The 25,549-nt window shown below is 38.8% G+C and carries 23 protein-coding genes; 8 read left to right on the top strand and 15 right to left on the bottom strand.

Features of this window, described 5'->3' with window-relative positions:
• Nucleotides 1-95 precede the first annotated feature (95 nt).
• The 5 genes from folE to C7B62_RS02975 form a co-directional block, all read right to left on the bottom strand.
• Complete coding sequence (gene folE / locus C7B62_RS02995; protein WP_106233127.1) at nt 96-821, bottom strand: GTP cyclohydrolase I FolE; 726 nt, start codon at nt 819-821, stop codon at nt 96-98.
• Between the two features lie 211 nt (nt 822-1,032).
• Nucleotides 1,033-1,764, bottom strand: coding sequence for an SDR family oxidoreductase (locus C7B62_RS02990; protein WP_106233126.1), 732 nt, complete (start codon nt 1,762-1,764; stop codon nt 1,033-1,035).
• 398 nt (nt 1,765-2,162) lie between these two features.
• Nucleotides 2,163-3,143, bottom strand: coding sequence for an acetyl-CoA carboxylase carboxyl transferase subunit alpha (gene accA, locus C7B62_RS02985; RefSeq protein WP_106233125.1), 981 nt, complete (start codon nt 3,141-3,143; stop codon nt 2,163-2,165).
• Nucleotides 3,144-3,303: 160 nt separating this feature from the next.
• On the bottom strand, nt 3,304-4,332 hold the full coding sequence (locus C7B62_RS02980; protein WP_106233124.1) for an HD-GYP domain-containing protein: 1,029 nt from the start codon (nt 4,330-4,332) through the stop codon (nt 3,304-3,306).
• Between the two features lie 308 nt (nt 4,333-4,640).
• Nucleotides 4,641-5,540 (bottom strand): tRNA (5-methylaminomethyl-2-thiouridine)(34)-methyltransferase MnmD, encoded by a 900-nt coding sequence (locus C7B62_RS02975; protein ID WP_106233123.1) that lies wholly within the window; start codon nt 5,538-5,540, stop codon nt 4,641-4,643.
• A 145-nt stretch (nt 5,541-5,685) separates the two neighbouring features.
• Between C7B62_RS02975 and C7B62_RS02970 the strand changes: the two genes are divergently transcribed.
• Together C7B62_RS02970 and glmS are read left to right on the top strand one after the other, a co-directional pair.
• The gene (locus tag C7B62_RS02970) at nt 5,686-6,282 is read left to right on the top strand and encodes a DUF3172 domain-containing protein (RefSeq protein ID WP_106233122.1); all 597 of its coding nucleotides are present in this window, start codon (nt 5,686-5,688) and stop codon (nt 6,280-6,282) included.
• Between the two features lie 73 nt (nt 6,283-6,355).
• Nucleotides 6,356-8,239, top strand: a complete 1,884-nt coding sequence (gene glmS / locus C7B62_RS02965; protein ID WP_106233121.1) for a glutamine--fructose-6-phosphate transaminase (isomerizing) — start codon at nt 6,356-6,358, stop codon at nt 8,237-8,239.
• 91 nt (nt 8,240-8,330) lie between these two features.
• Here the strand turns inward: glmS and C7B62_RS02960 are convergent, their stop codons facing one another.
• The 4 genes from C7B62_RS02960 to C7B62_RS02950 all read right to left on the bottom strand — a co-directional run bounded on the left by C7B62_RS02960 (nt 8,331) and on the right by C7B62_RS02950 (nt 10,788).
• A complete protein-coding gene (locus C7B62_RS02960; protein ID WP_106233120.1) occupies nt 8,331-9,212 on the bottom strand; it encodes an NAD(P)-dependent oxidoreductase in 882 nt (293 codons plus the stop codon).
• A gap of 188 nt (nt 9,213-9,400) precedes the next feature.
• Nucleotides 9,401-10,150, bottom strand: a complete 750-nt coding sequence (locus C7B62_RS02955) for a hypothetical protein (RefSeq protein WP_106233119.1) — start codon at nt 10,148-10,150, stop codon at nt 9,401-9,403.
• A gap of 226 nt (nt 10,151-10,376) precedes the next feature.
• Nucleotides 10,377-10,541 carry a hypothetical protein gene (locus tag C7B62_RS25565; protein ID WP_158260615.1) on the bottom strand — a complete coding sequence of 55 codons (165 nt, stop codon included), beginning with the start codon at nt 10,539-10,541 and terminating at the stop codon, nt 10,377-10,379.
• Nucleotides 10,542-10,569: 28 nt separating this feature from the next.
• Entirely contained in the window at nt 10,570-10,788 is a 219-nt protein-coding gene (locus C7B62_RS02950) for a hypothetical protein (RefSeq protein WP_106233118.1), read from the bottom strand.
• 253 nt (nt 10,789-11,041) lie between these two features.
• Between C7B62_RS02950 and C7B62_RS02945 the strand changes: the two genes are divergently transcribed.
• Entirely contained in the window at nt 11,042-12,499 is a 1,458-nt protein-coding gene (locus tag C7B62_RS02945) for a PLP-dependent aminotransferase family protein (protein WP_106233117.1), read from the top strand.
• A gap of 263 nt (nt 12,500-12,762) precedes the next feature.
• Here C7B62_RS02945 and C7B62_RS02940 read toward each other — a convergent pair whose 3' ends face one another.
• On the bottom strand, nt 12,763-13,764 hold the full coding sequence (locus tag C7B62_RS02940; RefSeq protein WP_106233116.1) for a GIY-YIG nuclease family protein: 1,002 nt from the start codon (nt 13,762-13,764) through the stop codon (nt 12,763-12,765).
• A 422-nt stretch (nt 13,765-14,186) separates the two neighbouring features.
• Between C7B62_RS02940 and C7B62_RS02935 the strand changes: the two genes are divergently transcribed.
• Nucleotides 14,187-14,975, top strand: coding sequence for a DUF4079 domain-containing protein (locus C7B62_RS02935; protein WP_106233115.1), 789 nt, complete (start codon nt 14,187-14,189; stop codon nt 14,973-14,975).
• On the opposite strand, the gene C7B62_RS02930 is transcribed toward C7B62_RS02935, so the two are convergent.
• Both C7B62_RS02930 and C7B62_RS02925 read right to left on the bottom strand, forming a co-directional pair.
• Nucleotides 14,972-15,487 (bottom strand): pentapeptide repeat-containing protein, encoded by a 516-nt coding sequence (locus tag C7B62_RS02930; protein WP_106233114.1) that lies wholly within the window; start codon nt 15,485-15,487, stop codon nt 14,972-14,974. The genes C7B62_RS02935 and C7B62_RS02930 overlap by 4 nt on opposite strands.
• Before the next feature lie 44 nt (nt 15,488-15,531).
• Nucleotides 15,532-16,392, bottom strand: coding sequence for a LytR C-terminal domain-containing protein (locus tag C7B62_RS02925; protein WP_106233113.1), 861 nt, complete (start codon nt 16,390-16,392; stop codon nt 15,532-15,534).
• Nucleotides 16,393-16,736: 344 nt separating this feature from the next.
• Here C7B62_RS02925 and C7B62_RS02920 point away from each other — a divergent pair, with 344 nt between their 5' ends.
• Nucleotides 16,737-17,798, top strand: coding sequence for a mannose-1-phosphate guanylyltransferase (locus tag C7B62_RS02920; protein ID WP_106233112.1), 1,062 nt, complete (start codon nt 16,737-16,739; stop codon nt 17,796-17,798).
• Between the two features lie 291 nt (nt 17,799-18,089).
• Here the strand turns inward: C7B62_RS02920 and psbA are convergent, their stop codons facing one another.
• A complete protein-coding gene (gene psbA, locus C7B62_RS02915) occupies nt 18,090-19,172 on the bottom strand; it encodes a photosystem II q(b) protein (protein WP_106233111.1) in 1,083 nt (360 codons plus the stop codon).
• A gap of 170 nt (nt 19,173-19,342) precedes the next feature.
• Entirely contained in the window at nt 19,343-19,714 is a 372-nt protein-coding gene (locus tag C7B62_RS02910) for a nuclear transport factor 2 family protein (RefSeq protein ID WP_106233110.1), read from the bottom strand.
• A gap of 146 nt (nt 19,715-19,860) precedes the next feature.
• Here C7B62_RS02910 and C7B62_RS26775 point away from each other — a divergent pair, with 146 nt between their 5' ends.
• From C7B62_RS26775 to C7B62_RS02895, 3 genes are all read left to right on the top strand, one after another.
• Nucleotides 19,861-19,989, top strand: coding sequence for a hypothetical protein (locus tag C7B62_RS26775; RefSeq protein WP_255413980.1), 129 nt, complete (start codon nt 19,861-19,863; stop codon nt 19,987-19,989).
• 253 nt (nt 19,990-20,242) lie between these two features.
• Complete coding sequence (locus C7B62_RS02900) at nt 20,243-23,410, top strand: DEAD/DEAH box helicase (RefSeq protein WP_106233108.1); 3,168 nt, start codon at nt 20,243-20,245, stop codon at nt 23,408-23,410.
• 166 nt (nt 23,411-23,576) lie between these two features.
• Complete coding sequence (locus C7B62_RS02895; protein ID WP_106233107.1) at nt 23,577-23,915, top strand: P-II family nitrogen regulator; 339 nt, start codon at nt 23,577-23,579, stop codon at nt 23,913-23,915.
• A 378-nt stretch (nt 23,916-24,293) separates the two neighbouring features.
• Here the strand turns inward: C7B62_RS02895 and C7B62_RS02890 are convergent, their stop codons facing one another.
• Nucleotides 24,294-25,505, bottom strand: a complete 1,212-nt coding sequence (locus C7B62_RS02890) for an FAD-dependent monooxygenase (RefSeq protein ID WP_106233139.1) — start codon at nt 25,503-25,505, stop codon at nt 24,294-24,296.
• Between the last annotated feature and the right edge of the window lie 44 nt (nt 25,506-25,549).

Below are 25,549 nucleotides of genomic sequence, written 5' to 3'. Positions count from 1 at the left end.
CGATTTGCAAGATCTTTATGAGAGCGAACCGCCCTTCGGGTGCGAAAGTCGCTTCTTGAAGCAGCGCGGTCTTAACGTTCGCCCCTACTGGGTATTTAACCAAAATTGGGCTGATGACGAATCAAATTCAAGAATTCTTCGCGAGTCTTCTGCTCATCTTGGAAGACACCAATCATGGCGCTGGTAACTGTCCAAGAGCCAGGCTTTTGTACACCCCGCATCGACATACACATATGAGAAGCTTCCATCACCACTGCAACTCCTTGTGGCTCTAATACTTCTTGAACTGCTTCAGCGATTTGACGAGTTAGACGCTCTTGTACCTGGAGACGGCGGGCATACATTTCGACAATGCGAGCAAGCTTGCTTAAGCCAACAACTTTCTGATTAGGAATATATGCTACGTGCGCTCTACCCATGAAAGGCAACATATGATGTTCACATAGACTAAAGAAATTGATATCTCTAACTAACACCATTTCATTATGTCCTTCATCAAAAATCGCACCATTAACCAAATCATCTAAAGACTGGTTGTAGCCACTAGTCAAAAACTCCATGGCTTCGGCAACTCTTTTGGGAGTTTTCAGTAATCCTTCTCGCTCTGGATCTTCTCCCACCGACTCCAGCATAGTATAGACTGCCGACATCATTTGTTCTTTGGCAGCTTCCGAAGTCGCCTTAATTTGTGCAGCTTGTCCGTTGTGGGTGTTGCGATCTGGTCTACTGGCAACTTGATCTAACAAACTAGATTGTAGCGGTTGAGAATTATTGCCGAATGATTCAGAACGATTATAACCGTTAGAAGAAACTGTTGTCATAATGTATTAATGTGATTAAAACTTGATCCTTTTGCTGTTAAATATGCGATCGCTTGTTAATGCAGTTCCTCATGAGGCTTGCAGGCTCGCTTCCCTCCGCAGGGAACTGTCATAAGCCGAGGCTTGGTCGCATTGTTTGATGAAACCTGAGCATTTCCGTGCAGTCAAGAGCGCCCTAAAGGATTAGCTTCGCGTCCGCTGCTGCCTTTGCCTATAAAGCCCCTCCACTGGGCATAACGATCATTTCCTCAACTACCGCTTGGCTAGGTAGTAAAGCTGTATGGAGTATCGACTGGGCAACGATTTCAGGGGTTAGCATTGCCGAGCGATTCAAATCGGCTCGAACGGTGTCTGTATCCCAAATGGGAGTGTTGACCGAACCAGGAGAAATAATTACGGTACGAATCCCGTTACTTCTCTCCTCTTGCGATAGCGCTTTACTTAAAGCCACCAACCCTGCTTTACTGACACTATAAGCGCCCCACTCAGGAAAAACATTCGAGGCTGCAATTGAAGCAACATTAATGATAGTTCCTGAAGCGCGATCGCGCATCTGGGGCAAAACTCCCTGGACACATTGAAAAACGCTAGTCAGGTTAAGCTCAAGTATTTTTTGCCAATCTGCTAGAGTTGTATTTTTTAGCAAATTAGTATACCCCATTCCTGCATTATTGACTAAAATATCAATAGGGCCAAAGGAACTACAGATGCCAGCAATAGCTTCAGCCACTTGGTCTACTAGAGCTAAATCCAGCGGATAAGCTTTTGTTTTAGTTTGGGTTTTTTGCTCAATCTCTAAGGCTAAAGCCTGTAGTTTAGCTTTAGAGCGGCTGACTAAAGCAACTTCAATACCTGATTCGGCAAAGGCTAAAGCAGTTGCTTTGCCAATACCGCTACTTGCCCCTGTGACGATTGCTCTGGGTTGATTTGAGGGTGGATTCATTATGCTGTAAGATGATTTGCCCAAGTCAATAAATATAAAAATTCAACATAGCAGATACGATCTAAAAAACAGTGATAAATATCTTTTCCAATGTTTCTAAGATAAATTGCTGTATTGCTCGCCAATATTTCACCTGGCTAAATGTCGGTTGTTAGTAAAAATGCTCAATGTAAAATATGGCAGGTATTTTTATAATTTGGTTTACTGTCACTAATTACCTTTGGTTTCAAGCTCTATTGCCAGTAGAGTTAAATCAAAACGGTAAATTGTTGGGCAACCCCAAATGAGAATTTGTGTAACAAAATGTTGCTTTTGCATTATAGCATTTCCAAATATACATCTGTTTTAAGAGCAAAGATCAAAACTGTCCTGGGGTAATAAGTTCAGAATGGTTTAATCTAATTGGCAACTGTTTCAAAACGACCCATTTGACGAAATTTATCATAACGCAGTTCTTGTCTTTGTTGAGGAGATAGCTGCCTTAGCTGCTCCAAATTGCGCCAAATAACTTCTTTGAGCTTTGCTGCTGCTTCTACAGGCTCGACATGAGCGCCACTGCTAGGCTCAGGCACAATTTCATCAATCAAGCCTAGTTCTTTTAAATCCTCAGAGGTGATTTTCAAGGCTGCTGCTGCTCGATCAGATTTTTGAGCATCTTTCCAGAGAATTGCCGCACAGGCTTCTGGGCTGGCTACTGTATAAACAGAGTGTTCTAACATCAAGAGGCGATCGGCTACTCCAATTCCCAATGCTCCGCCAGAGCCACCTTCACCAATAACGGTACAGATGATCGGGACTTCAAATCCAAACATAGCTCGCAAATTATAGGCGATCGCTTCTCCTTGACCAAGCTTTTCTGCTTCCACTCCCGACCAGGCTCCTGGGGTATCAATAAAAGTTAAAATCGGCATTCCAAACTTATTGGCGTGCTGCATTAATCTAAAAGCTTTACGATAGCCACCAGGAAAAGCCATCCCAAAATTACGGGCAACATTGTCTTTAGTATCTCGGCCTTTTTGGTGTCCTACTATTACCACGGGACGACCATAAATCCTCGCGACACCGCCAACTAAAGCAGGATCGTCATAGCCCCCGCGATCGCCATGAAGCTCGAGCCATTCATCACTAATAGCCTGAATGTAATCTAGAGTGCTGGGACGGCGAGGATGACGAGCTAACTGTAGTCTTTGACCTGGAGTAAGAGTACTAAATATTTCTTGGCGTAATTCTCCTGCTCGCACTTCGAGCTGTGATATTTCGGTAGAAACATCTACTTGGTTTTCTGCGGCTAGAGTTTTAATTTGTTCGATTCTGGACTCTAGCTCACTCAAAGGTTTTTCAAAATCCAACAAGAATGTTTTTCGTTTATTCTTGACCATAGCTGACGTCGTTATTTTGGTTTAATTAGCATCCCTGCCTATTATTATCTGCTATCCAGTATCTTTTTAACCAATGTCTGTGGCGAAGAACACAAAAAAAGACCTAATTACACCTTAATTTGAACAGGTGCAATTAGGTCATTCGCTTAAAGCCTAGAGCTTAGAGCTTCGAGTGCTTTTGAGCATGAATAAAGAGAGTGAATTGCTCGATTAGTTCTGGGTTACGCCAACCCTGCTTAGTTTCTGACCACATAATCTGTAGTGCTTCTTCGGGACTATAAGCTTGCTTGTGAGGGCGATCGCTAGTTAAGGCATCATATATATCAATCACCTGAAAAATTTGAGCTAAATAGGGAATATTTGTGCCTGAAAGACCATCAGGATAACCACTGCCGTCCCACCGTTCATGATGGTGGCGTACAATCGGTAAAACGCCACTACGGTTACGTAATGGCTGGCAGATCTCTTCCCCAATTAGAACATGTTGTCTAATTAACTCTTTTTCTTCAACAGTTAGCTCTCCTGCTTTGAGCATCACTGCATCAGGAATCACAATTGTACCAATGTCATGTAGATGAGCAGCAAAAGCTAGGTCATCAATCTCATGTTCACTTAAACCAAGATACTCCCCAAAAGATTTAACTAAGGAGGTCACGCGAACTATCCCGCCTCTGGTAACAGCGCGCTTATCAATCGCTCTAGCAATAGTAAATAGTACCTGCTCTGTTTGATTTAATCCATCATTGATTCGTTTTTGATTAATCAAAGACTTGACTCTAGTAGATAGCTCAATTCGATTGAGGGGTTTGAGAAGAACATCGCTACCACCAACTTCCATTGCTTTGATGCGCTCATCTCTGTTGTTAGTTAAAGTGGTAAATACAACAGGTATATTATTAGTGCGGTAATTTTCTTTCAGCTGACGACATAAAGCAAAGCTATCTTGCTGACGCAGCTTCGTATTGAGCAAAATCAGATCGGGCTGCTGATCGATAATTTTACTCAAAATTGAAGTTAGGTTATCTACTTCAATGACCTCATAGCCATCTAGCAGCAGAAGATCTAGTGCTGTCATTCGACTCAGACGATTTTCATCGACAATGAGAATTTTAGCAGTCGGCAAATCAGGGTAGGTGCTTACGAAAGTATTGGTTTTGGTAGCCACAGGACAGTCGCCAACTTTTTTCATTATTTTCTTAATCTAAGGAAAATTTTTAACTTGATTTAGCTAAAACTAATGTCATTTCATTGATTCACAAAATTTTAGAGGTCTGACTTATTGATTGAGTAGTTTCATTGTTAACATACTTTAGCCTAGCTCGATTTTCTGGATCGAACGACAAAATTAAAACAAAATATGTTTTAGCGATATCGATAAATATTATGAAGATAATTCTAATATTTGGGATCAGGTATAATACTGAGTCTAATTCTTAATTTTGCTTAATAAAAGCACTTTAAAGTTAATACTTCCTTAAAATTACGGTATATCAAGGGCTATATTTTTGACCCCAGCCATCGTTTGCGCCACTGAGATGTGGATTCTTGAGGGCTTTTTTGCTGCTCTTGTTGTCGGCGAGCGATGATTTGCTCTGCCCGATCTTGTAGAGTGCGATCCGCAGAGTGCGCGCCAGCGTAATCGCGATAAGGGATTGCCGCTTTAGTTTGCAAGTGTTCTTGCTCCATGATCGATAGCTTTGGTAGCTTTTTATACTCGAAGCTAGCAATAGTCCCAGGAGACTTACGACCTGCGCCTATAATTGAACCAATATTTAATCCAGCACTCAACAGGGCGGTACGAACTGCTGCGGAAGAAGAATAGGTTGCTAATCTTCCTCTTGAAGTAAGACATTTACTTAATAAATTAATAAACTCTACCGTCCAAAGTTGAGGGCATTTTGGCGGAGAAAAAGGGTCGAGAAAAATGGCATCTGCCTGCCAATTTTGCTCCACGAGTGACTTAATTGTTTGCCTGGCATCATTTAATAGTAGTTTAGCGGAGAAAAATTCAGTGGAAACCTGAGATTTACTTGCTAATTCAGCCAAGAGATTGGGAATAGGCAATTGCCACTGTGCTAAAAGATTATGTTGAATCGCCTGACGGGGGACATCAGGCGATATTTCCAAAGCAATTAGTTCGATCTGACACTGAGGATTGACTGACCAAATTGCTTCTAAAGCAGCGGCACTGTTATAACCTAAGCCATAACAGACATCTAAAATACGAATAGTACACTGCTGTGTCGCTAATTCTTTAATTTGACAAGGTTCAATGTATCTCACTTCCGCTTCTTGTTTTGCGCCAAAGGATGAATGAAAAGTTTCTTGAAACTCTGGTGAGAAAAAAGTGTATGAGCCATCTTTCGTAAGCTGAGGGGTAAACTGGTTACTATTCATCGCAGTTTTAAGAGAAATTTAATCGCTTATAGATTCAGCTTAAACTAGAAACAAATTCCCTAAACAAAACTTCTAAAATAGAGGAATGTATCCCTGAGCAATGAGCAATTAATCAGTATTAGTAATTAGTAATTAATAATCACCTATGGCTCGTAGAAATCGTAATCTTAATAATAACTATAGAAATGGTCGAGTAGATCCTTACGCTCAGCCTGAAAACTATCGCTCTAACCCTAATCCTAATCCTAATCCACCCAGTAAAAAAAATCCGTTAGACATAGCAAAAATAGCGATTATTGCCAGCGTTTTTATCATTGGTATAGTAATTGGACTTTCTTTAAATTTAACTAGTGGTTCAGATAATCTGGCAACTGTTGATTCTAGCCTGCAAATCGATCGCAAAGCACCTAATCCTGAAATATGTCAGCAATTTGGCGCAAGTGCGATCGTTACCGATATGCGCGTTTTTCTGACCCTAAATCCGTTTAGCGTATATTTAACTCAACCTCAGATGCAGCCTGGATGTGTATTACGCCGAACTAACTGGTCAATTTTAGAACAGCAAAACTTGGTCAGTTCAGAACAAGTAAAAGATTGCAAACGACGAATGAATACTTTTGGTTTTATTGGTGCTTTAGAAGGTAAACCAAAAATTGATTGTGTTTACCAAAATGATGCTGCTGGCAATTTATTCCTGAATCAAAATGGTGCAGGTGCTTTACCAGAATCAGATAACTTCTAGCCATTATTTTCATCAATTTTCATCATTTGATATACACTTAAGGCGACCCAATTTTTTAGAAAAATAGCTTAATATGTGCGGAATTGTTGGTTACATTGGTACTCAAGCAGCCACAGATATCTTAATATCTGGTTTAGAAAGATTGGAGTACCGAGGCTATGACTCGGCGGGGATTGCCACCGTTGAAGAAGGTCAAGTCAACTGTGTTAAAGCAAAGGGCAAATTATTTAACCTCCGAGAAAAGCTAGAACATACCATCAATCATGCACAAATTGGGATTGGACATACTCGCTGGGCAACTCATGGTAAACCTGAAGAACACAATGCTCATCCTCATTTAAACACCGATCGCCGTTTAGCCGTGGTACAAAACGGTATTATTGAGAATTATCTTGAGCTAAAAGAAGAATTGATTAGTAAAAAAATTGAATTTCGCTCAGAAACAGATACTGAGGTTATTCCTCACTTGATTACTCAGTTTTTGACTGATTCTAATTCTCTGATGACAGCTATTCAAAAAACGATCGCCAGACTAGAAGGAGCATTTGCGATCGCCGTAGTTCATGCAGATAACCCTTACGAGTTGATCGTTGCCCGTCAACAAGCACCATTGGTATTAGGTTTTGGGCAGGGGGAATTTTTTTGTGCTTCTGACATGACAGCTATTTTACCCCACACCCGCACCATCCTGAATTTAGAAAATGGAGAAATAGCCAGATTAACGCCGTTAGGAGTGGAAATCTACGACTTCGAGGGAGCAAGAATGTCTCGTTTTCCTCGTACTTTGGACTGGAATCCTGTGCAGGTAGAAAAGCAGGGTTTTCGGCACTATATGCTGAAGGAAATCTATGAACAACCTGCGGTGGTACGTACTTGTTTGGACACCTATATTAATCCTAATTGGCACGCTGATGAAAATCCTGATTATAGTCCTGTAAATCTTGGTCTAACCCCTAACCTGACAGATAATCTAGAGCATATACAAGTACTTGCCTGCGGTACAAGTTGGCACGCAGCTTTAATCGGCAAATATTTACTAGAACAAGTTGCAGGTATTCCCACTACAGTAGACTACGCCTCAGAGTTTCGCTATTCTCCTAAACCCATAATTTCTAACACCTTAACTATTGGCGTTACCCAGTCGGGAGAAACTGCCGATACGATTGCAGCCTTAGAATCTGAAAGAGCCAGAAGAGCAGATTTAGAACCAAAATTTCAGGCAAAATTACTGGCGATTACTAACCGCGCCGAAAGCAGTATTGCCCAGATATGCGATCGCATTATCGACACCCATGCGGGTATCGAAATTGGTGTGGCTGCTACTAAAACTTTTGTTGCTCAGACAATGGGCTTTTATTTCTTATCCTTAGACTTAGCTTATCGTCGTCAATCTGTACCCAATTATAAAATCGGTGAAATCATTGCCGGATTGCGTCATATTCCCAGCCAAATCGAAACCATCCTTGATACTCAAGCAGATGCGATCGAAGAATTAGCTCATGATTTTACTACCGAAATTGAAGACTTTATCTTTATTGGACGTGGTATTAATTTTCCCATCGCCCTAGAAGGTGCATTAAAGCTTAAGGAAATCTCTTATATCCATGCAGAAGCTTATCCCGCAGGAGAAATGAAACACGGACCGATCGCTTTATTGGATAATAAAGTACCTGTGGTAGCCGTAGCTATGCCTGGAAGTGTTTATGATAAAGTGATTTCTAATGCTCAAGAAGCAAAAGCTAGAGATGCTCGTCTGATTGGTGTTACTACCGCGATGAATGCCACTGAAGCAGCCCATACCTTTGATGATATTTTGACTGTACCAGAGGTTGATGAGTTAATTTCTCCTATTTTGGCGGTTGTTCCTCTGCAAATGTTGTCCTATCACATTGCAGCGATTAAAGGGCTAGATGTAGATCAACCAAGAAATTTAGCGAAAAGTGTTACTGTTGAATAACAAAATCCCGATTAACTACTTTATAGTGTAGTCGCTAGTATCGCTGCCCTAATAGATTTCGCGATCGCTCTAACCAGCCGATTAGTAAAGATTAGGTTGGTCTACTTAATAGGTTAACTAACTCTTCTCTCAAAGATAAAGGCTGGTATCCCAAGGCAAATGCTTTACTGCTGTCTAAAGATGTATCGGGCGATCGCGGTGCTACCGCAACAACATCTGCTTGTTTGCCTGGCTTAATTAAATCTGTCGGTAGCTGTAACATATCTGCTAGCAACAGACCAAAATCATAACGAGAAATACGCTCTTTTCCTCCCAAGTGTAAGATTCCCTGTATTTGATTCTCCACAGCTAATAATAATCCTTGAGATGCTGCTGTAGCACTAGCAGGTGTACGAAATTCATCTACAAATAAATTAATTTCTTTGCCAGCTTTGAGATTACTAATCATTCCCTGAAGAAAGCTAGCAGCAACGGGGGAAGGCGCACCAAACATCAAAGGCATCCGACAAATGGCGATCGCAGGATAGATCTCAGACATTTTTTGTTCGGCGATCGCTTTTTGTTCGCCATAATAATTAATTGGACAGATGGGATCGCTTTCTTGGTAAAAAGGATGTTTGCCATCAAAGACTAAATCTGTAGAGGTAAAGGCACAGGGAAGATTACCTTCACCACACAAGCGAGCAATATTCACCGCAGCAGTCACGTTGATCGCCAAAGATTCATGGGGGTTAGTTTGGCAAAAATTGGGTTTGGAAGCAGCAGCAGTATGAATCACTGCATCAGGCTGAATCTTTTTGAACAGTTGAGCTAATGCAGCAAAATCTTTTAAATCCGTCTTAGATAAAGTTGCTCCAGATATTTTTACCTCATGGGTAAAGTAAGTCCCATATACTTCCCAGTTAGCTTGAGCTTGCTGACATAAATTCCAGCCTAAAAAACCACTTGCTCCTGTCACTAATAATTTTTTCATTTTAAATATTTAAGTCAATCAACAATTGCGATCTCATCACAGTAAGAGAACAGTTTAAGTCACATCTTTTTTAGATAAATAAGCATTTAAGCTGTTAATCATTTAAACTGCATATTATATTTAATTAGACAAAAAGCAGTAAAACCTTCAATAATAGCAAATAAAACGATAATTACAACCTGGCAAATTTATCCAAATTGCTTTAATTGATTAGCGGTAATTTCCGCCACAGGAAATATTTGAGTTGTTGCTGGGGTAAGAGTTAAATCTTGATATTGAGCAAAGGCTAAATCGTTAAGAGTTATGGAAATGTATAAAGGGTGTTGAGTTTTCAGCCAATTGCAAAGATCTGTAGAGATAGCTTCAATTTCTGCTGAAGTCAACTTGGCATTAATAGTTCCTAGTCTTAGATAAAAGTCATTATCTATATCGTCAGGAATTGCATGATATTTATGGAGCAAATTAAATCGCTGCAACTCACGGCGTAAATTGTCTATAGCTAAGGTGACATCATGGTCTTGCCATGACCAGCCAATTAATACAGGTATAGTATTATTATCTACTGACTGAAGTTGAACAGAACGATGATATAAATGCCGATCGCGACTGAGAAAATTATAGTTAGTATTGCGATCGTATCCACCAAAGCGAATCGTTATCGATAAATTAATTTGATGCTGAAGATAATTAATTAAACCAGCAAAATCAATATATTTGGTTTCTTGTCTCTTTTCTTTAAACCACTGATTAACTACTCCCAAATCTGTTTTCCACCCTTCACAACCAATAATTGTGCCGTGGACTTGGTTTAATTGATAGGGAATAAATTTATCTTGAAGCAACTGATGATTTGCTAAATACGTCTGCAATTTTTGAATCAAGCTAGCTAATGGGGCAGGTTTATCACCATAGAAAGCTATTAAGCTAATATTTTGCATTGTTTATATTAATTACTATTCAACTTCTTTTAAGCCGCGATCGCCCGTGGGACAATTTTAAGATAGGCTTCAAGATCGGCATCTTAATATAATTTCAAAAATGTTTGCTTAATGCCACGCAAATAATTACACCCAAAGCAAAGCCACAGGTACGAATAGTCAAAGTCTCATGAACTGACATCCTTTCGACTCTGATTACTACACAATACAGAGCGGGGTTTCTAACTCAACCACCAAACTTAGATGATTTATTTTTAGAGTGGAGACTACCAAGATATTTGCCATAGAATTTACTAAATTGCCAAAACTTTTGGCAGAAAAGAATGATTTTGTTTTCTTGTATTTCTATTTTTTCGTAAGCCAAACTAGATTTATTTTTAGATAAACTCATTTGATTCTCTTTAATATATTAAAATAAACTATCTATTTTTCTGACTATAGTGATATTGATCGAGCCACATTCTTACTTCTTTTTCGTTACAGAAATAACTAGATAAACCTGTGATTGGATCGAAAGTTAACCAATAGCTATTACCTTGGTGATCGCATTTTTGCCAAACTTTCGGCTCAGTTCTTTGGTTACTTAACGTCAAGCAAAAATTCTCAATTATAGGAATTAGATTATCAATAATTTTCATTACAGTTATTAGCTCAACTCTAGCTATAAAGTTCACTATCACTATTGCAAATTAAATTAAAAATAAGAAGGTACAAAAAACAAAAACATTACTAGTACAGTTCCTATATTGTTCAACTGTTCTAGCAAAAAGTAGTCAAAAGCGTACCAGCAAAACAAGAAAGAGATCGCATAATATAATTGAAGGCTCAACCAGCAGTGACGCACGCGAAACTGACGCACTCTGAAATACTGACCAAGATAAAGAACTAAAAGTGAAGATTCCCATCGACCGTCAGGCACCTAAACCCATTTATCTACAAATTCGCGATCGCCTTAGTCGTTTAATCAAATTAGGAACTTTCAAAGCAGGCGATCGCTTACCTTCTATTCGTACTTTAGCTAAAACTATTCAGGTTAATAAACTTACTGTAATTGAGGCATATAGTATCCTAGAAGCAGATGGTTTGATTCATGCTCGTCCTGGGGCGGGATATTTTATTAATCCTCTATCTATTATTTCTCAACAAACAAAATCTAATTTTGCGCCGATCCAAGAAGTAGTTATTCCCGATAATAGCAATATTTCCTTTATGGAAATTTATCAACTTTCAGTTCAGGTAAAAAGTAAACCTGGGGCGATCGATTTTAGTAGCGGATTTCCAATTTCATCTGGTTTAAAAAATTTGCAGCGTCACGCTAGACGAGCGATGAAACAGGTAACAGAAACCTTATTTAATTATGATTTTCCTCAAGGACAAGAAACCCTAAGACAGCAAACGGCAAAAATGCTAATTCAGTTAGGGTTAGAAATTTCTGCCAACGATTTAATTATTACTAACGGTTCAAAACAAGGGTTATCTCTAGTAATGAATCATTATCTTCAGCCTGGAGACTGGATTGTCACTGAAAGTCCAACTTACTACGGCACATTAGATATTATCGAAAATATCGGCGCGAAAATCATTGGTATTCCCATGCAGAGTTCGGGTATGAATCTAGAACTTTTAGAACAGTATCTGAAAAGCCATCGTCCCAAGTTAATCTATACTGTCTCTACTCTGCAAAACCCGACAGGTATCACCACAACACTTCAACATCGCCAGCAGCTATTAGCTTTAGCCGAACAGTACGAATGTCTAATTTTAGAAGACAATGCCTACGAAGGTCTAAATTTTGCACCAGTACCTCCACCAATAAAATCTTTAGACTGTAGCGATCGCGTAATTTATACAGGCACTTTTTCTAAAACTCTCATGCCAGGTTTAAGAGTAGGCTATTTAGTTGCCACAGGAAAACACTATCATCCTCTATTAAAGCAAAAGCTATTCCATGATCTACATGTTTCTACAGTTTCTCAAGCAATTGTGAGTGAATATCTAGCTTCAGGACAATATCGTCATCATCTCAACCATTTGCAAGCTAGTAATCTATCTAGTCGTAATGCGATGCTGCAAGCATTGGAAAACTATTTTCCCGATGAGGCAACCTGGACAATACCTAATGGTGGTTTATTTCTCTGGGTACAGCTACCACCCGAAATTTCTCTGGTATCTCTAGCACATCAAGCATGGTCAGAAAATGTGTTTGTGTATCCAGGTATGCCCTTTTTTCCAGGACAAAAAGGATATAATGCCTTGCGCCTCAACTTTTCCCATCCTCCCGAAACTATTGATCGCGGTATTAAGGTTTTGGGTAAATTACTAAAACAGCACTCAATACTTTTCGGTTAACAATTGCGCTCGGTAAACCTGGGCTTAAGTAATGAGTAATGAGTAATAAGTAATAAGTAATGAGTAATAAGTAATGACTACTCAACCAATCAATAACAAAGCTTAAACGAGAAGTATTGAAACAGCACTTGTTTAATGTCAGTTCGGGTTAAGAACGTTAGTCGGTTGAGGTAGCTATCAGCTATGACGCTAATCTTATCCGCAGGTGTATCCTTTGGATAGCTTTTGGATTGTTCGCAATTTGAATGAGTTGAATTAATAGATTAGGCTGTTTCTAGCTGCTCGATTAATTTGTACAGCGTCCAATCATTATCATGTAAGTATTTGGCGATTTTAAAATTCAAACATTTCTCTTTAAACCATTCAAGATCTTGATTTTCTAAATTCTCTGACAGATTTCTATCGGTCATCCATTGATATTCTATTAATTCAACAAACAGACGAAAAGGTAACATAATTGCCTGAGTTTCTATCTCAATCTGTTCTTCTTCATCAATCAGCAAAATTTCTTTACAACTTAGTTTATATCCTAACCACCTTAAGGAATGTTCATATAAACATTCAAAATGTGATTCTAAAGTTGATATACAGTCTTCAATTGAATCTTTATCTTTCAGATCTTCAATATCAATACGATAGCAAAATATAGAATGCATATAATGTCTAACAAAGAGTTTATTTTGTGAGTCAACACAAATTTCTAGCTCAAGATTCAATTTTAGATCTTTATTCTTGATATTTATAAACTTACGCTTAAATTGTTCTAAAGACGAGTTGTTATTTGACAAATTCTGTATACTATTAATTGTTTCTTGCATATATTTATTTTGATGATTTTTAATATCAGATAATATTGTGAGTGACGTATTTAAATTACTATTGCTGTAACTATATTTTCTCAGTTTATAATTTTGAACTGAGTTGGAATTAAAATATTTATTTTTTGCTACTGGTGTGTAGTTAAGACAAGGCTGATATTTAGCTATTTGCGTTTTTTCTAGTTTGTTAAGGTTATTTTTCTTCTCCTGAGAGTAATAAATGAAAAACTCTGTATTTTTTTGAGTTGCAATAGTAAGTAATTGATGATATCTATGGTGAGGATTGACAATATTATTCCACCTTTGTTGTAAGTTGACAGAGCGCCCTATGTACCAGATCAGATGTTGACGATCTATGACATAATAAATCCCTGAATAATCAGGCAGTAATTCTTTATTCTGAAGATCTACGCATTCCAAATCTAAAATGAATTTATCTGCCAACATTCAATAAAATTTGCACCATAAATACAACAATCACAATACAAGTATATTGTGCTTGAAGGCGAACATATTTAAAGATTGCTTAAAGCGATCGCATCTCAAAAAGTTACCAACAAAAAATTTATTCAGTAGGCGATCAATCGGCGATCGCTGAAAAATCAATGTAACTAAGCTTTTACAAGAGGTGAAAATTATGGTCAAACCACCCATATGATCGTATTTTCTTCATTTCGCACGCAAATGATTACCAAGACGTTACACAAATCGAAAGAAGCTACAAAGATTTAATTCTTTAGCTGGTTGCGCATTTTAAAATCAGAATAAATTCAGTTTATTTTCATAATTGTGTTTTAACTTGTTTACAAAGACGATAAGTTGCTTGGCAACTCATTGGCAATAATTTGAGAATTTATCTTGTAAATACCATGAATACATATATCTTGACTTCTCTTGCTTTGCAGCAGTATTTAGCCTTTTCTAACCTAGGAAGCGAAGATTTAGTTTCCTTGATTCATCCTGTCCTAGTAGTAATCTTTGTTTTCCCGTTGGTTGGAATTGTCAGCAATTTTGCGTGGCAAACTCGTCAGCGTCGTTTAGCTGCCAAACAAGATAAAAAAATTCCTGCGCTGGTAGGAAGAGAACATGTTAAATTTGGTCGCTGGTTAGCTGCCAGCGTTGTAGTCGTATCCTTAATTGCCTTAGCCTATTCGATTATTTATAAAAGCTTTATTAAAAAAGGTCTGTGGACTAAAAATAATCCTCAAGCAATTTTAATCATTTTGCTATTTGTTGCCACGATCGCTTCTCTGGTTCTCTTGCTGCGTGCTAGACCTAAGCTTTGGCGAGGTATTTTTGCTACCCTCACAGGGATTGGTTTAGTTGTGATCGGTCAACAAGATGGAGTATGGCGACTACCAGATGAGTGGTATTGGTCACACTATTATCTGGGAATAGCCGTTTCTCTATTGATGATTTTCTCCCTCGCTATCATAGATGATATTTATCGTAGCATTACTATCCGCAATCTTCATATTGCGCTTAATTGCTTGGCACTACTTCTGTTTATTGGTCAAGGTCTTACAGGAACAAGAGACTTGTTAGAAATTCCGCCTGTGGGTAAAAAACAGCCTAAAAAAGCTGCGGTAGAAATGGTAATTCCAGCAGAGGTATCTCAATCTGTTGATCGAGTTCCCCAGATTCCATCTGCTAGTTAATCTCGACAACCTAGACTATACCTAGTTTCTACTCCAGTTACAGGATTAGTTCCTTCAGCTCTTTTGCACATTAAATAAATCTGGTAACGGTCTAGAATTGCGCCTGTAAAATCCGCACCTGTGATGTTTGCACCCTCAAAAATAGTGCTGGTAGCGACTGCATCCTGAAAAATAGCGTTGGTTAAATCAGAGTTTTCAAAAGAGACTCGATCCATCAAAGAACTAGTAAAGTTAGAGTCTTTAAGGTTGGTGTTGATAAAAATTCCCTTAGTTAAAATCGAATTGCTGACATTCGAGCCTTCAAAGTTAGACCCTCTAGCATCTGCGGCGGCAAAAACTGCGCCAACTAGATTCTTGTGGGAGAAATCTTGCTGTCGGATTTCGCTATAGGTATAGTTAATCGCGCTTTCTTGAGCGATCGCGGGAGTAGCGTCTAATAATACCCAAATAATTGCGATCGCCACGACTAACAAGATACTCAGGAAATGCTGTCTTAGTTGAGATAAAAGCATAAATAAATTACTGTAATAAGTCGATGTTGATGTCAATTTGATGGTTAGCGGTAGAAACGATAGTTGATTTGGAAAAGCGCATCTTCTCCTAGCTGAAGGAGTAATTTTGGCTGTTGCAAAGTCGATTGCGCCTCTAAGTTACCAAACCCTAAAATATTTTTGAGATAATCAGCTGTTTCTACTTGACCATAATTTGACACAATTTTGGTTTGTTTTAATTTTAGCGGGATGTGTTGAACCAAATAAACATGGCGAAAATTTTGTTGCCTCAAATAAGCCACCACTTGTCGACCAAGTTCAGGATTATTGGTGGTATTCTGCACCTCGATCAGATTGTTTTGAACAGAGTTTTTCCTTGCCAGCACGCTACTTTGTTGGCTAGATAATGGCTGAGGTGTCTTGATAGTGGATGTTGCTTGACTATTTTGGAGCGCTAGCTTTGGGGTAGATTTTGGTAATGAATTGTCACTAAGGCGATTTGGTTCTGGCTCAGATGTGATTTTTCCTCTAGGCAGATTAGTATTTAACGGCAGGGGCGTATTTAATCTTGAATCTTCTACCGAAGCTGATATCGAAAAATTTTGCGGGAGTACTTGAGATATCTCTCGATTAACTAAATCAATTTTAGTTAAGGCAACACCGCCAATAGCTGACAAAATTGAGGTCATACTAACTAATCCTCCCCAAAAAAGACCCTGATTAAAATATGACTGGGATAAATGTCGCCACCACAACCACAAAGATTGCTGTAATAGGTTAACCTGATGAAGGTTTGATGATTGTTCGATAACGCGATCGCCTGAGCATAATTTAATTGACTCAACTTGATTCTTTTCTTGGGCTACCGTGTCTTTTTCGGTTTGCTGCGAGGATAGATTACTATTATGCGATCGCTTGTGATTCATGCAAATTATCTTTATTTTTATACTGTGATTATCAATTGAATATAAGTAAGCGCTTGATTTTTTTCAATATCTTAAAATTAACTTCCCTGAAGCAGAAAAAATAAACTAAATGTGATTCGTAGTTTAACAAAATGCGATTGCCACAATTGCTCAAATTTTAATTGAGTAGCATCGTACAAAATATTGATTATTTAAATAAGCAAGATCATATGACACATATTACCAGCGTAATCTATAGTTGTTGTAAAAAAAACGCTTAATTAGCTTTACTAATTGAAATTTTTTGAGTAAGTTTGTTTACTTAATATTGTTTTTAATGTCCTACTTCATTATCGAAAAAGCAAATGAAACTAAAGTTAATTCCAATTATTCTAGCTGGCGGTAAAGGAGAGCGTTTTTGGCCAGTTAGCCGTCTTAAAAGACCTAAACAGTTTCTTTGTTTAGATGGTAGTGGTAGGAGTCTCTTGCAATCTACAGCCAATCGTCTTCTAGATTTAGCGGGAGGATGGGAAAATCTGTGGGTAATTACCTCAGAAATTATTGCTGAGGGAGTGCAAAAGCAACTCCCAGATTTGCCTCAATCAAATATCTTAGTTGAACCTCAAGGTCGCGACACTGCCCCCGCAGTAGCTTGGGCAACGTTGGAAGTAGCTAAAAAATATGGCAAAGATGTCGTGGTGGGCTTTTTTCCCTCAGATCATTGGATTGGGGATGTTGCCGCCTACAACACAACTTTAGATGCGGCTATTCAACAAGCACTTGCACAGCCATCTATTGTAACTTTAGGCATTACCCCAAATCAGCCCGCAACTGGCTATGGCTATATTGAACAAGGAGAGAAACAGGGATACTTTAATCAATTACCTGTTTATCAAGTGACTCGCTTTACCGAGAAACCAGATCAAGCTACCGCACAGTCATTTATTAAAACAGGTAATTTTAGCTGGAATAGCGGTATGTTTATCTTTCAGGCAAAAGTTGTTTTAGACGAATTAGCTAAATATGCTCCTAAGTTGCTCCATTCTTTAGCAGAAAAAGGTCGTGATGCTTATGCAGAATTAAAAAAGGAAAGCATTGATTATGCATTGATGGAAAAAACTCAGCTAGCCTATGTTCTCCCTGCTAATTTTGGCTGGGACGATTTAGGCGATTGGAATGGAGTTGAGCGATTGCTTAAGGGTGAACAGGATAATGTAGAATTAGGCACTCATATTAGCAAAAACACTCAAGATGCCATTATTTATACCAGCGATAATGATGAAGTGATTGTTACCATTGGTCTAAAGGATGTGGTAATTGTTCGTGATGGTAAGGTAACACTCGTAGTGGATAAAAACCAGACTCAAGATATCAAAGAAATTGTTAAATCTCTCTATGACAATGCAAAATTAAAGCATCTTCTATAAGATAAAATAATCACAAATTTTTACAAGCTCATAGCAATTCTCAAAAATAGTTAGAGAGAAAAATTAGCAATCTTTACAACTAATGATCGAGTAAAAACCTAGAATTTTCAATGAAATACTTAAATGTTTGCGTTTGCTACAAATAAAAACTCTGTAAGGGCGCATGCCCATTCGCCCCTAAAAACAATATGATGTCTTCTTTTTAATTAGTAATCTATAACAAAAGCCCAAAAAAAATGCCCCCCAAATAAATGGAGAGCATTTTTTTAATTAATTTAATCTAGTCCAAGATTAACCGTTGATTGCAGGAGCGCTTAAAGCTACAGGAGCAGAGTCGCCACTAGCAAGGTCAAGAGGGAAGTTGTGTGCATTACGTTCGTGCATTACTTCAAAACCGAGGTTGGCTCTGTTTAAGATGTCTGCCCAGGTGTTGACTACACGTCCTTGTGAATCCATTACCGACTGGTTGAAGTTAAATCCATTTAGGTTGAACGCCATTGTGGAAATACCCATTGCTGTGAACCAGATGCCGATTACTGGCCATGCTCCTAAGAAGAAGTGTAGACTTCTGCTGTTGTTGAAGGATGCGTATTGGAAGATTAGACGACCAAAGTAGCCGTGTGCTGCCACGATGTTGTAGGTTTCTTCTTCTTGTCCGAATTTGTATCCGTAGTTTTGTGATTCTGTTTCTGTTGTTTCACGTACTAGGGAAGATGTTACCAATGAACCGTGCATTGCACTGAACAAACTTCCACCGAATACTCCTGCTACTCCCAACATGTGGAAGGGGTGCATCAAGATGTTGTGTTCTGCTTGGAATACCAACATGAAGTTGAATGTTCCACTGATTCCTAAAGGCATTCCATCAGAGAATGAACCTTGTCCTAATGGGTAGATTAAGAATACTGCTGTCGCTGCGGATACTGGCGCTGAGTAAGCTACACAGATCCAAGGACGCATTCCTAAACGGAATGATAGTTCCCACTGACGACCGAGGTAAGAAAATACGCCGATTAAGAAGTGGAAAATGATCAGTTGGTAAGGGCCACCGTTGTATAACCATTCATCTAAGGATGCTGCTTCCCAAATTGGGTAGAAGTGTAGTCCGATTGCGTTTGAGCTTGGTACTACTGCTCCTGAGATGATGTTGTTGCCGTAGATCAATGAGCCTGCTACTGGTTCACGGATTCCGTCGATGTCTACTGGTGGTGCTGCTACGAAGGCGATTAGGAAACAAGTTGTTGCTGCCAATAATGTAGGAATCATCAAGACTCCAAACCAACCTACATAGATGCGGTTGTTTGTGCTTGTTACCCACTGACAGAAGTTCTCCCAAGCACCGCGTGTTTCGCGCTGTTGTAAAGTTGTGGTCATTTTGCTTATAATTGCTAGTTATTTATTTGTCTAGGTTCTAAACTAGATGAGTCATTAAGCTTATTTATGATTAGGCTTGACTCTTGTAATTACAATAGCTGAGTATTTATACTTTAATCAAGGTTGATTACATTGTTATTATTAATGTAAATGATAAATTCAGCTTATATTTATTTTTTCTTTTCAATATATTCACGCCAGTACAAAATTTTTCCGTTTGCCAATTCAAAGATAATTGCATCTTCTGCAAAACTTTCTTTGCCAGTTTTACGGTTCTGGTCGCGCCAGTCCCATTCCACTGCACCGAGATCGCCGTCAACAATAGTGCGTTTAATTTTTACAGAGGTATGATAAAACTGTTTAAAGTAATCTTGGGCTGCTTGTTTAATTTGCTGCTTACCTGTAAATTTAAACCCTGCGGCTATAAAGATCGCCTCTTCAGCAAAATCATTGACAATCGCCTGAGCATTTTGCTCTTCCCAAGCTTGAGCCTGTCTGACGATTATTGCTTGGATCTGTTCTGGTGATATAGACTCAGCCATAATTTGAGGTGTCGCCAAGGTGTTCAAGATCAGGGTAATGATCGTAATTGAAAATGCTAAACAGTGTAAATAGTGCAAATATTGTCGTTTTAAGTTCAAATTATTTAATTAGCAAAGCTAGAGAACAGTACTTGTTAGCTACAAATATGATTAGAGTTTTGAGCTTTTTTAAATATTTTCAAGTCAATTATCTGACAATTAAGCCAGAAAATGCGATCGCCATGAGTAAATTCATTTGCGATCCCTTAATTAAACTAGATAATAGATCCTGGTAGCAAATTTCAATTGATCGTTAAAGTCATCAGGTGCAGACGATCAAATATTTATGAAGTAATTAATAAGTAATAAGTAATAAATTATAGGTGATCGAGTAAACTTGCTAAACTAATCAATACATTACGATGTTTCTTCTTTCAACGAATCAGCTATGGGATTGGGAAGGATGTAGTTCGTAATTTATAAGTTTGAGGTGTAGTAACAAAGTTACGCTCCTTACGCTTGGCTTGTCTAGTCTCAATTAAGATAATTATGTCAATTATTCACGGCAGTTGGATCGTTAATGCGGGTCAAGATTATTTCTTTGTCTGGGGACAAGCTTGGCGTTCTTTGGTTAACGAAACCTTTTCTCTCAATAAGTCAGGGGATTTTATTCATCCCTTTAGCTTGCAACGTTCAGAATTGCTGGATCGATTCCCAAGCCATGAATTAGAAGTTGGCGATTTATTGAATCAAAGTAAGTGGCATACTCAGCTGGTAGGGATGCCGACAATCATTACCGAGTCGGCACAAAGCAAGAAAGTACAGCCTGTATTTGCGAGAAACGCAGTTGAAAATGAATCAAAACTAGATCTTTATCTGTGGGAAGTAAAAGGATTTCGTTTGACTATCGAGGAAACCATTAGTTTATTGCAGATGTTATCCCTCAGTGCGCTACAGTCTGGAACAGACTATTTAGCGGGGGATCTCCGTTATTGGTCGCATATATATCGGTGGGCGTTAGATTTAATTGTCAGACAAAAGTTTTTGCCAGGAATTGAAGCAAAAAAATCTCGCAAAACTAGCTATAGAGGTGTTTGGCAACCTTTAATCGATAGTGAAGTTGATCGAGTACGGTTAGCAAAATTTACCCAAGCACTACCAGAAGCTTGTTTAGCATATTTAGATGCAGAAGAATCTCAAGCCAATACCACCGAGGAAGGATTATTATTGCGATCGCTTTCCCTACTTTTAGATGCGCGGTTACGTTCTTGGATTGATTATAATCCCCATAGCTATAAAGATATCAGTATTGAACCCTGGTTGCGATCGCTGTCGGCATCTTCTGTATTAGAAACAAATCAAAGCAATGTTAACCGTCTAACTCATGCCTTATATAGCTGGACGCTACCCGTCAGCGAGTATATAGTTAATCGACAAAACGAACTAGGCTTAAATCGTTATCGAGTTTGTTTTGTGCTAACACCACCGATAGCAACACAAGAAGATGGGCAACAGCCAGACTGGTCATTAAACTATTATTTACAAGCTTTAGATAATCTCGATTTTATTGTGGATGCAGGGACAATCTGGCAATGTTCTGCTGAATTTCTCAAAATTGGCGATCGCACCATTGAAAACCCCCAAGAAACTTTGCTTAAAGGTTTAGGATTGGCAACCCGTATTTATGAACCTGTGCGAGAGAGTTTAAATCAGAGTCAACCGATTAGCTGTACTCTTGATCCGATTCAGGTGTATGAGTTTATTCGGGCAAAGGTTTGGCAATTAAGAGACAATGGTTTGGGGGTAATTCTACCTCCTGGCTTAACTAATGACAATAGTGGGCAAAGATTGGGCATCAAAATGACTGCTAGCGTCTCCCAGAGACAAGGAGAACGTCTAAGTCTGCAAAGTATGCTCAAGTATAAATTAGAAATTGCGGTGGGCGATCGCACTGTTTCTAAAACAGACTTTAAAAAGCTGCTGGCGCAGAAGTCGCCAATTGTGGAAATTGATGGACAGTGGATTGCCCTACAACCAGCCGATGTGAGGGCTGCCCAAGCGGTATTAGATCAATCTAACGATCAGCTAGATCTTTCAGTTGAAGATGCGTTGCGTTTATCTACAGGAGATACCAAAACTTTAGCCAAGTTGCCCGTAGTGAAGTTTGAACCAACAGGAGTTTTAGCAGGCTTATTGGATAATCTTTCTGATGATAAATCCGTTGAACCCGTAAATAAGATCAAGGATTTTCAAGGCGAATTACGTCCTTATCAGGCAAAGGGTGTGGGCTGGCTATCCTTTTTAAATACTTGGGGATTAGGCGCTTGTTTAGCAGACGATATGGGCTTGGGCAAAACTATACAGTTAATTGGCTTCTTGCTTAATCTTAAACAGCAAAAGCTGTTAAAAAAACCCACACTATTAGTTTGTCCTACCTCTGTAATTAATAACTGGGAACGAGAAGTTAAAAAATTTGCTCCTAAGTTGAAAACAATGATTCATCACGGCAATCAAAGAGAACAAGGAAAGTCATTTGCCAAAACAGTCAAAGATCAACAGCTAGTAATTACCAGCTATTCCCTCGTGCATCGCGATCAAAAAACCTTATCAAGTATAGACTGGCAAGGAATAGTTTTAGATGAAGCTCAAAATATTAAAAACCCCTCGGCAAAACAGTCTCAGGCAGTAAGAGAGATTCCCGCAGGATTTCGCATTGCTTTAACTGGTACACCAGTAGAAAATCGCTTGACTGAATTATGGTCAATTCTTGACTTTCTCAACCCAGGATTTTTGGGTAATCGTAACTTCTTTCAAAAAAGATTTGCTGCCCCAATTGAAAAATATGGCGATCGCGAATCTTTAAACATTCTTAGATCTCTTACCCAACCATTTATTCTGCGTCGGTTAAAAACCGATCAAAATATTATTCAAGATTTGCCCGAAAAGCAGGAGATGAACGTATTTTGCGGGCTATCAGCAGAACAGGCAGAACTCTATCAACAGCTAGTAGACAACTCTCTTGAAGAGATTGAAGATGCTGACGGGATTAAACGCCGTGGCTTAATTCTGACCTTATTATTGCGTCTTAAACAGCTTTGCAACCATCCCGCATTACTAGATAAAAATCAAGCTCAACAAGCAATTGTGGGAACAGAACATTTCGGGGATCGCTCTGGTAAATTATTGCGTTTAGAAGAGATGCTCGAAGAAATTGTCGATGAAGGCGATCGCTCTTTAATTTTTACCCAGTTTGCCGAGTGGGGTAAGATACTTAAACCCTATCTGTCCCAAAAGCTCAAAGAAGAAGTGATGTTCTTATACGGTGCAACTCCCCGCGAAACCAGACAAGAAATGGTAGACCGCTTCCAAAATGAACCCAATGGACCCAAAATTTTCATCTTATCCCTTAAAGCAGGAGGAACTGGACTCAATCTCACCAGAGCAAATCATGTCTTCCACGTTGATCGCTGGTGGAATCCTGCGGTAGAGAATCAGGCGACAGATCGGGCATTTCGCATCGGACAACAGCGCAATGTGCAGGTACATAAGTTTGTCTGCACGGGTACTTTAGAAGAACGAATTAACGACATCATTGAAAGCAAAAAAGAACTAGCCGAACAAACTGTTGGTGCAGGGGAACAGTGGTTAACGGATCTTGATACAGGTAGTCTGCGTAATCTCTTGCTGCTAGATCGCGATGCAATTATTGATGATTAAAAAAACGATTAAACAAGTCTTAAAATAAATATCAATAAGCGATGCTTTTTTGTTTACCAGATAATTAAACCATTACATTCTCGATCTTTTTGGACTAGCTTTCTAGATAAATACACGTAAAATAGTGAAAGTCAATCTTTCATAATTAAAGATAGGAGATAGGAAATTGAAAAAAATAGAAGCTATTATCAGACCTTTTAAATTAGATGAAGTCAAAATAGCTCTGGTTAACGCTGGAGTAGTTGGCATGACTGTTTCTGAGGTTCGGGGATTTGGTCGTCAAAAAGGTCAAACTGAGCGTTATCGCGGTTCTGAATATACGGTTGAGTTTTTACAAAAGCTCAAAATTGAAATTGTTATTGAAGATGATCAGGTCAATATGGTAGTAGACAAAATCATCGCTGCTGCTCGCACTGGGGAGATTGGCGACGGCAAAATCTTTGTTTACCCTGTAGATCAAGTTGTACGTATTCGGACGGGAGAGAAGAATCTAGAAGCTGTCTAGCATTTTTTAACCCTCCCAATTTTCGTGCATTCATTGAGATTGAGAAAAGGGAAAAAATCTAGATAATACCAATTCTCTGGCATTCATTGCAGACTTGGTAGGTTGGGTTAAACTAAGCGTGCAACCCAACAAAAGCTTATGAGATGTTAGGTTTCGTGCCTAAAGCCAATCTATGCCAACCTATATTTAAACGCTCATCTATCTAACTAGTTTAGAGAAATGGTATAACGTGCTTTTTCTATTTTCTCTAAACCAATGGTCAGGCAAGTCATGTCTTTACGGCAGGAAACCTGACCTTTGAATATTTAAATCTAAGCGTAGTTTACATGCAATACGCCTGATGTGAATTATCTTTGTTTCAAACCTATTAGTTCGTAGCTATAAGCTATCAGCTTTTAAAGTAACTTTGGTTACTCCCTGGCGTAGTTGCTTTTGTCTTTTTAACCAAGAATACTTAATCCCTGGACGAATTATCGGCGCAAAGGTTTTAGCACCCCAGCGAACCAAGGCGCTGTTGTGTAGTAGTTCTGCCTGACCCATTTCCTCTGCCTGTAGTTGTTGAATACGGATAATTTCTGGTTCTCTTTCCTGTTGAATCAAGGGTAATACTGCGTCAATTTGACTTAGATTGGCTGCTGAATTGCTTAAAATTGGAACTAAGTGATTAGCAGCGACGATCGCATCACGAAATGCCATGTTAATCCCCTGAGCGCGGATTGGGGACATGGGATGGACTGCATCCCCCAGTAACAGTAGTCCAGGAATTGACCAACGATCGCATCTACCGACGACAACTGATAAAAGTAGCGGTTGAGTTAGGCTAGTTTGATGTTTCAGGATATGTTCTGCTAACCATGGAGGAGAGGTAGCAACCAGTTTTTCTACCCAATTAACGGTTTTCCAATTGTAGTTATCGTCTGCATGAAGTCCCCAGCCAAAATGTAATTGACCAGATGAACCTCTGAACATACCGAAGGCATTTTTGCCTTGAATAATGGAATAAAAAATATTGCTTGATTGAGATAAAGCTCCAGAATCAAGTTTAAACCAAAGAATATTCATACTACTTTGCAGCTTAGTTAAATCAATTCCTGCTTTTTGGCGAATTATCGAATTACGTCCATCAGCAGCAATCACTAGATCGGCATTAATTTCTGTTCCAGAACCTAATTTAACCCCACAAATACGATTATTGACCGATAAAAGATCCTGGACAGCTTCTCCTTGAATAAATTCAAATTGAGAATGAGTTTTGGCCTGCTGAATAATTGCTGATAACAAATGAGGTTGTGAAACTACTGTGGTGCAGCGTTTTCCTGTTGCTTCTATCGGCTCATTCACTTTAAATAAACTACGGTGAGATAACAAAAATTCCCAAGCATCGATAGTTCGATGCGGAATATCTGATAATAGTTTGAGCAAGTCCATCTGTTCGAGGGCATCTAAGCCACTGGGCATTAACCCTTCTCCCCGAAATTGTCGCTTAAAATCGCGAGATGCTTCGATTAGTTTTACTTTAATCCCTTTTTTGACTAGCATTAATGCCAGTCCTGCACCTGTAGGACCCGCGCCAACAATTATTACCTGCATAGTTTTATTTATAGCTGTAATTAAATTCTTACTTAATAAGAGTA

The organism is Pleurocapsa sp. CCALA 161 (assembly GCF_003003995.1).
Lineage (GTDB): Bacteria > Cyanobacteriota > Cyanobacteriia > Cyanobacteriales > Xenococcaceae > Waterburya.
This window is presented reverse-complemented; position numbering and strand designations above follow the sequence as displayed.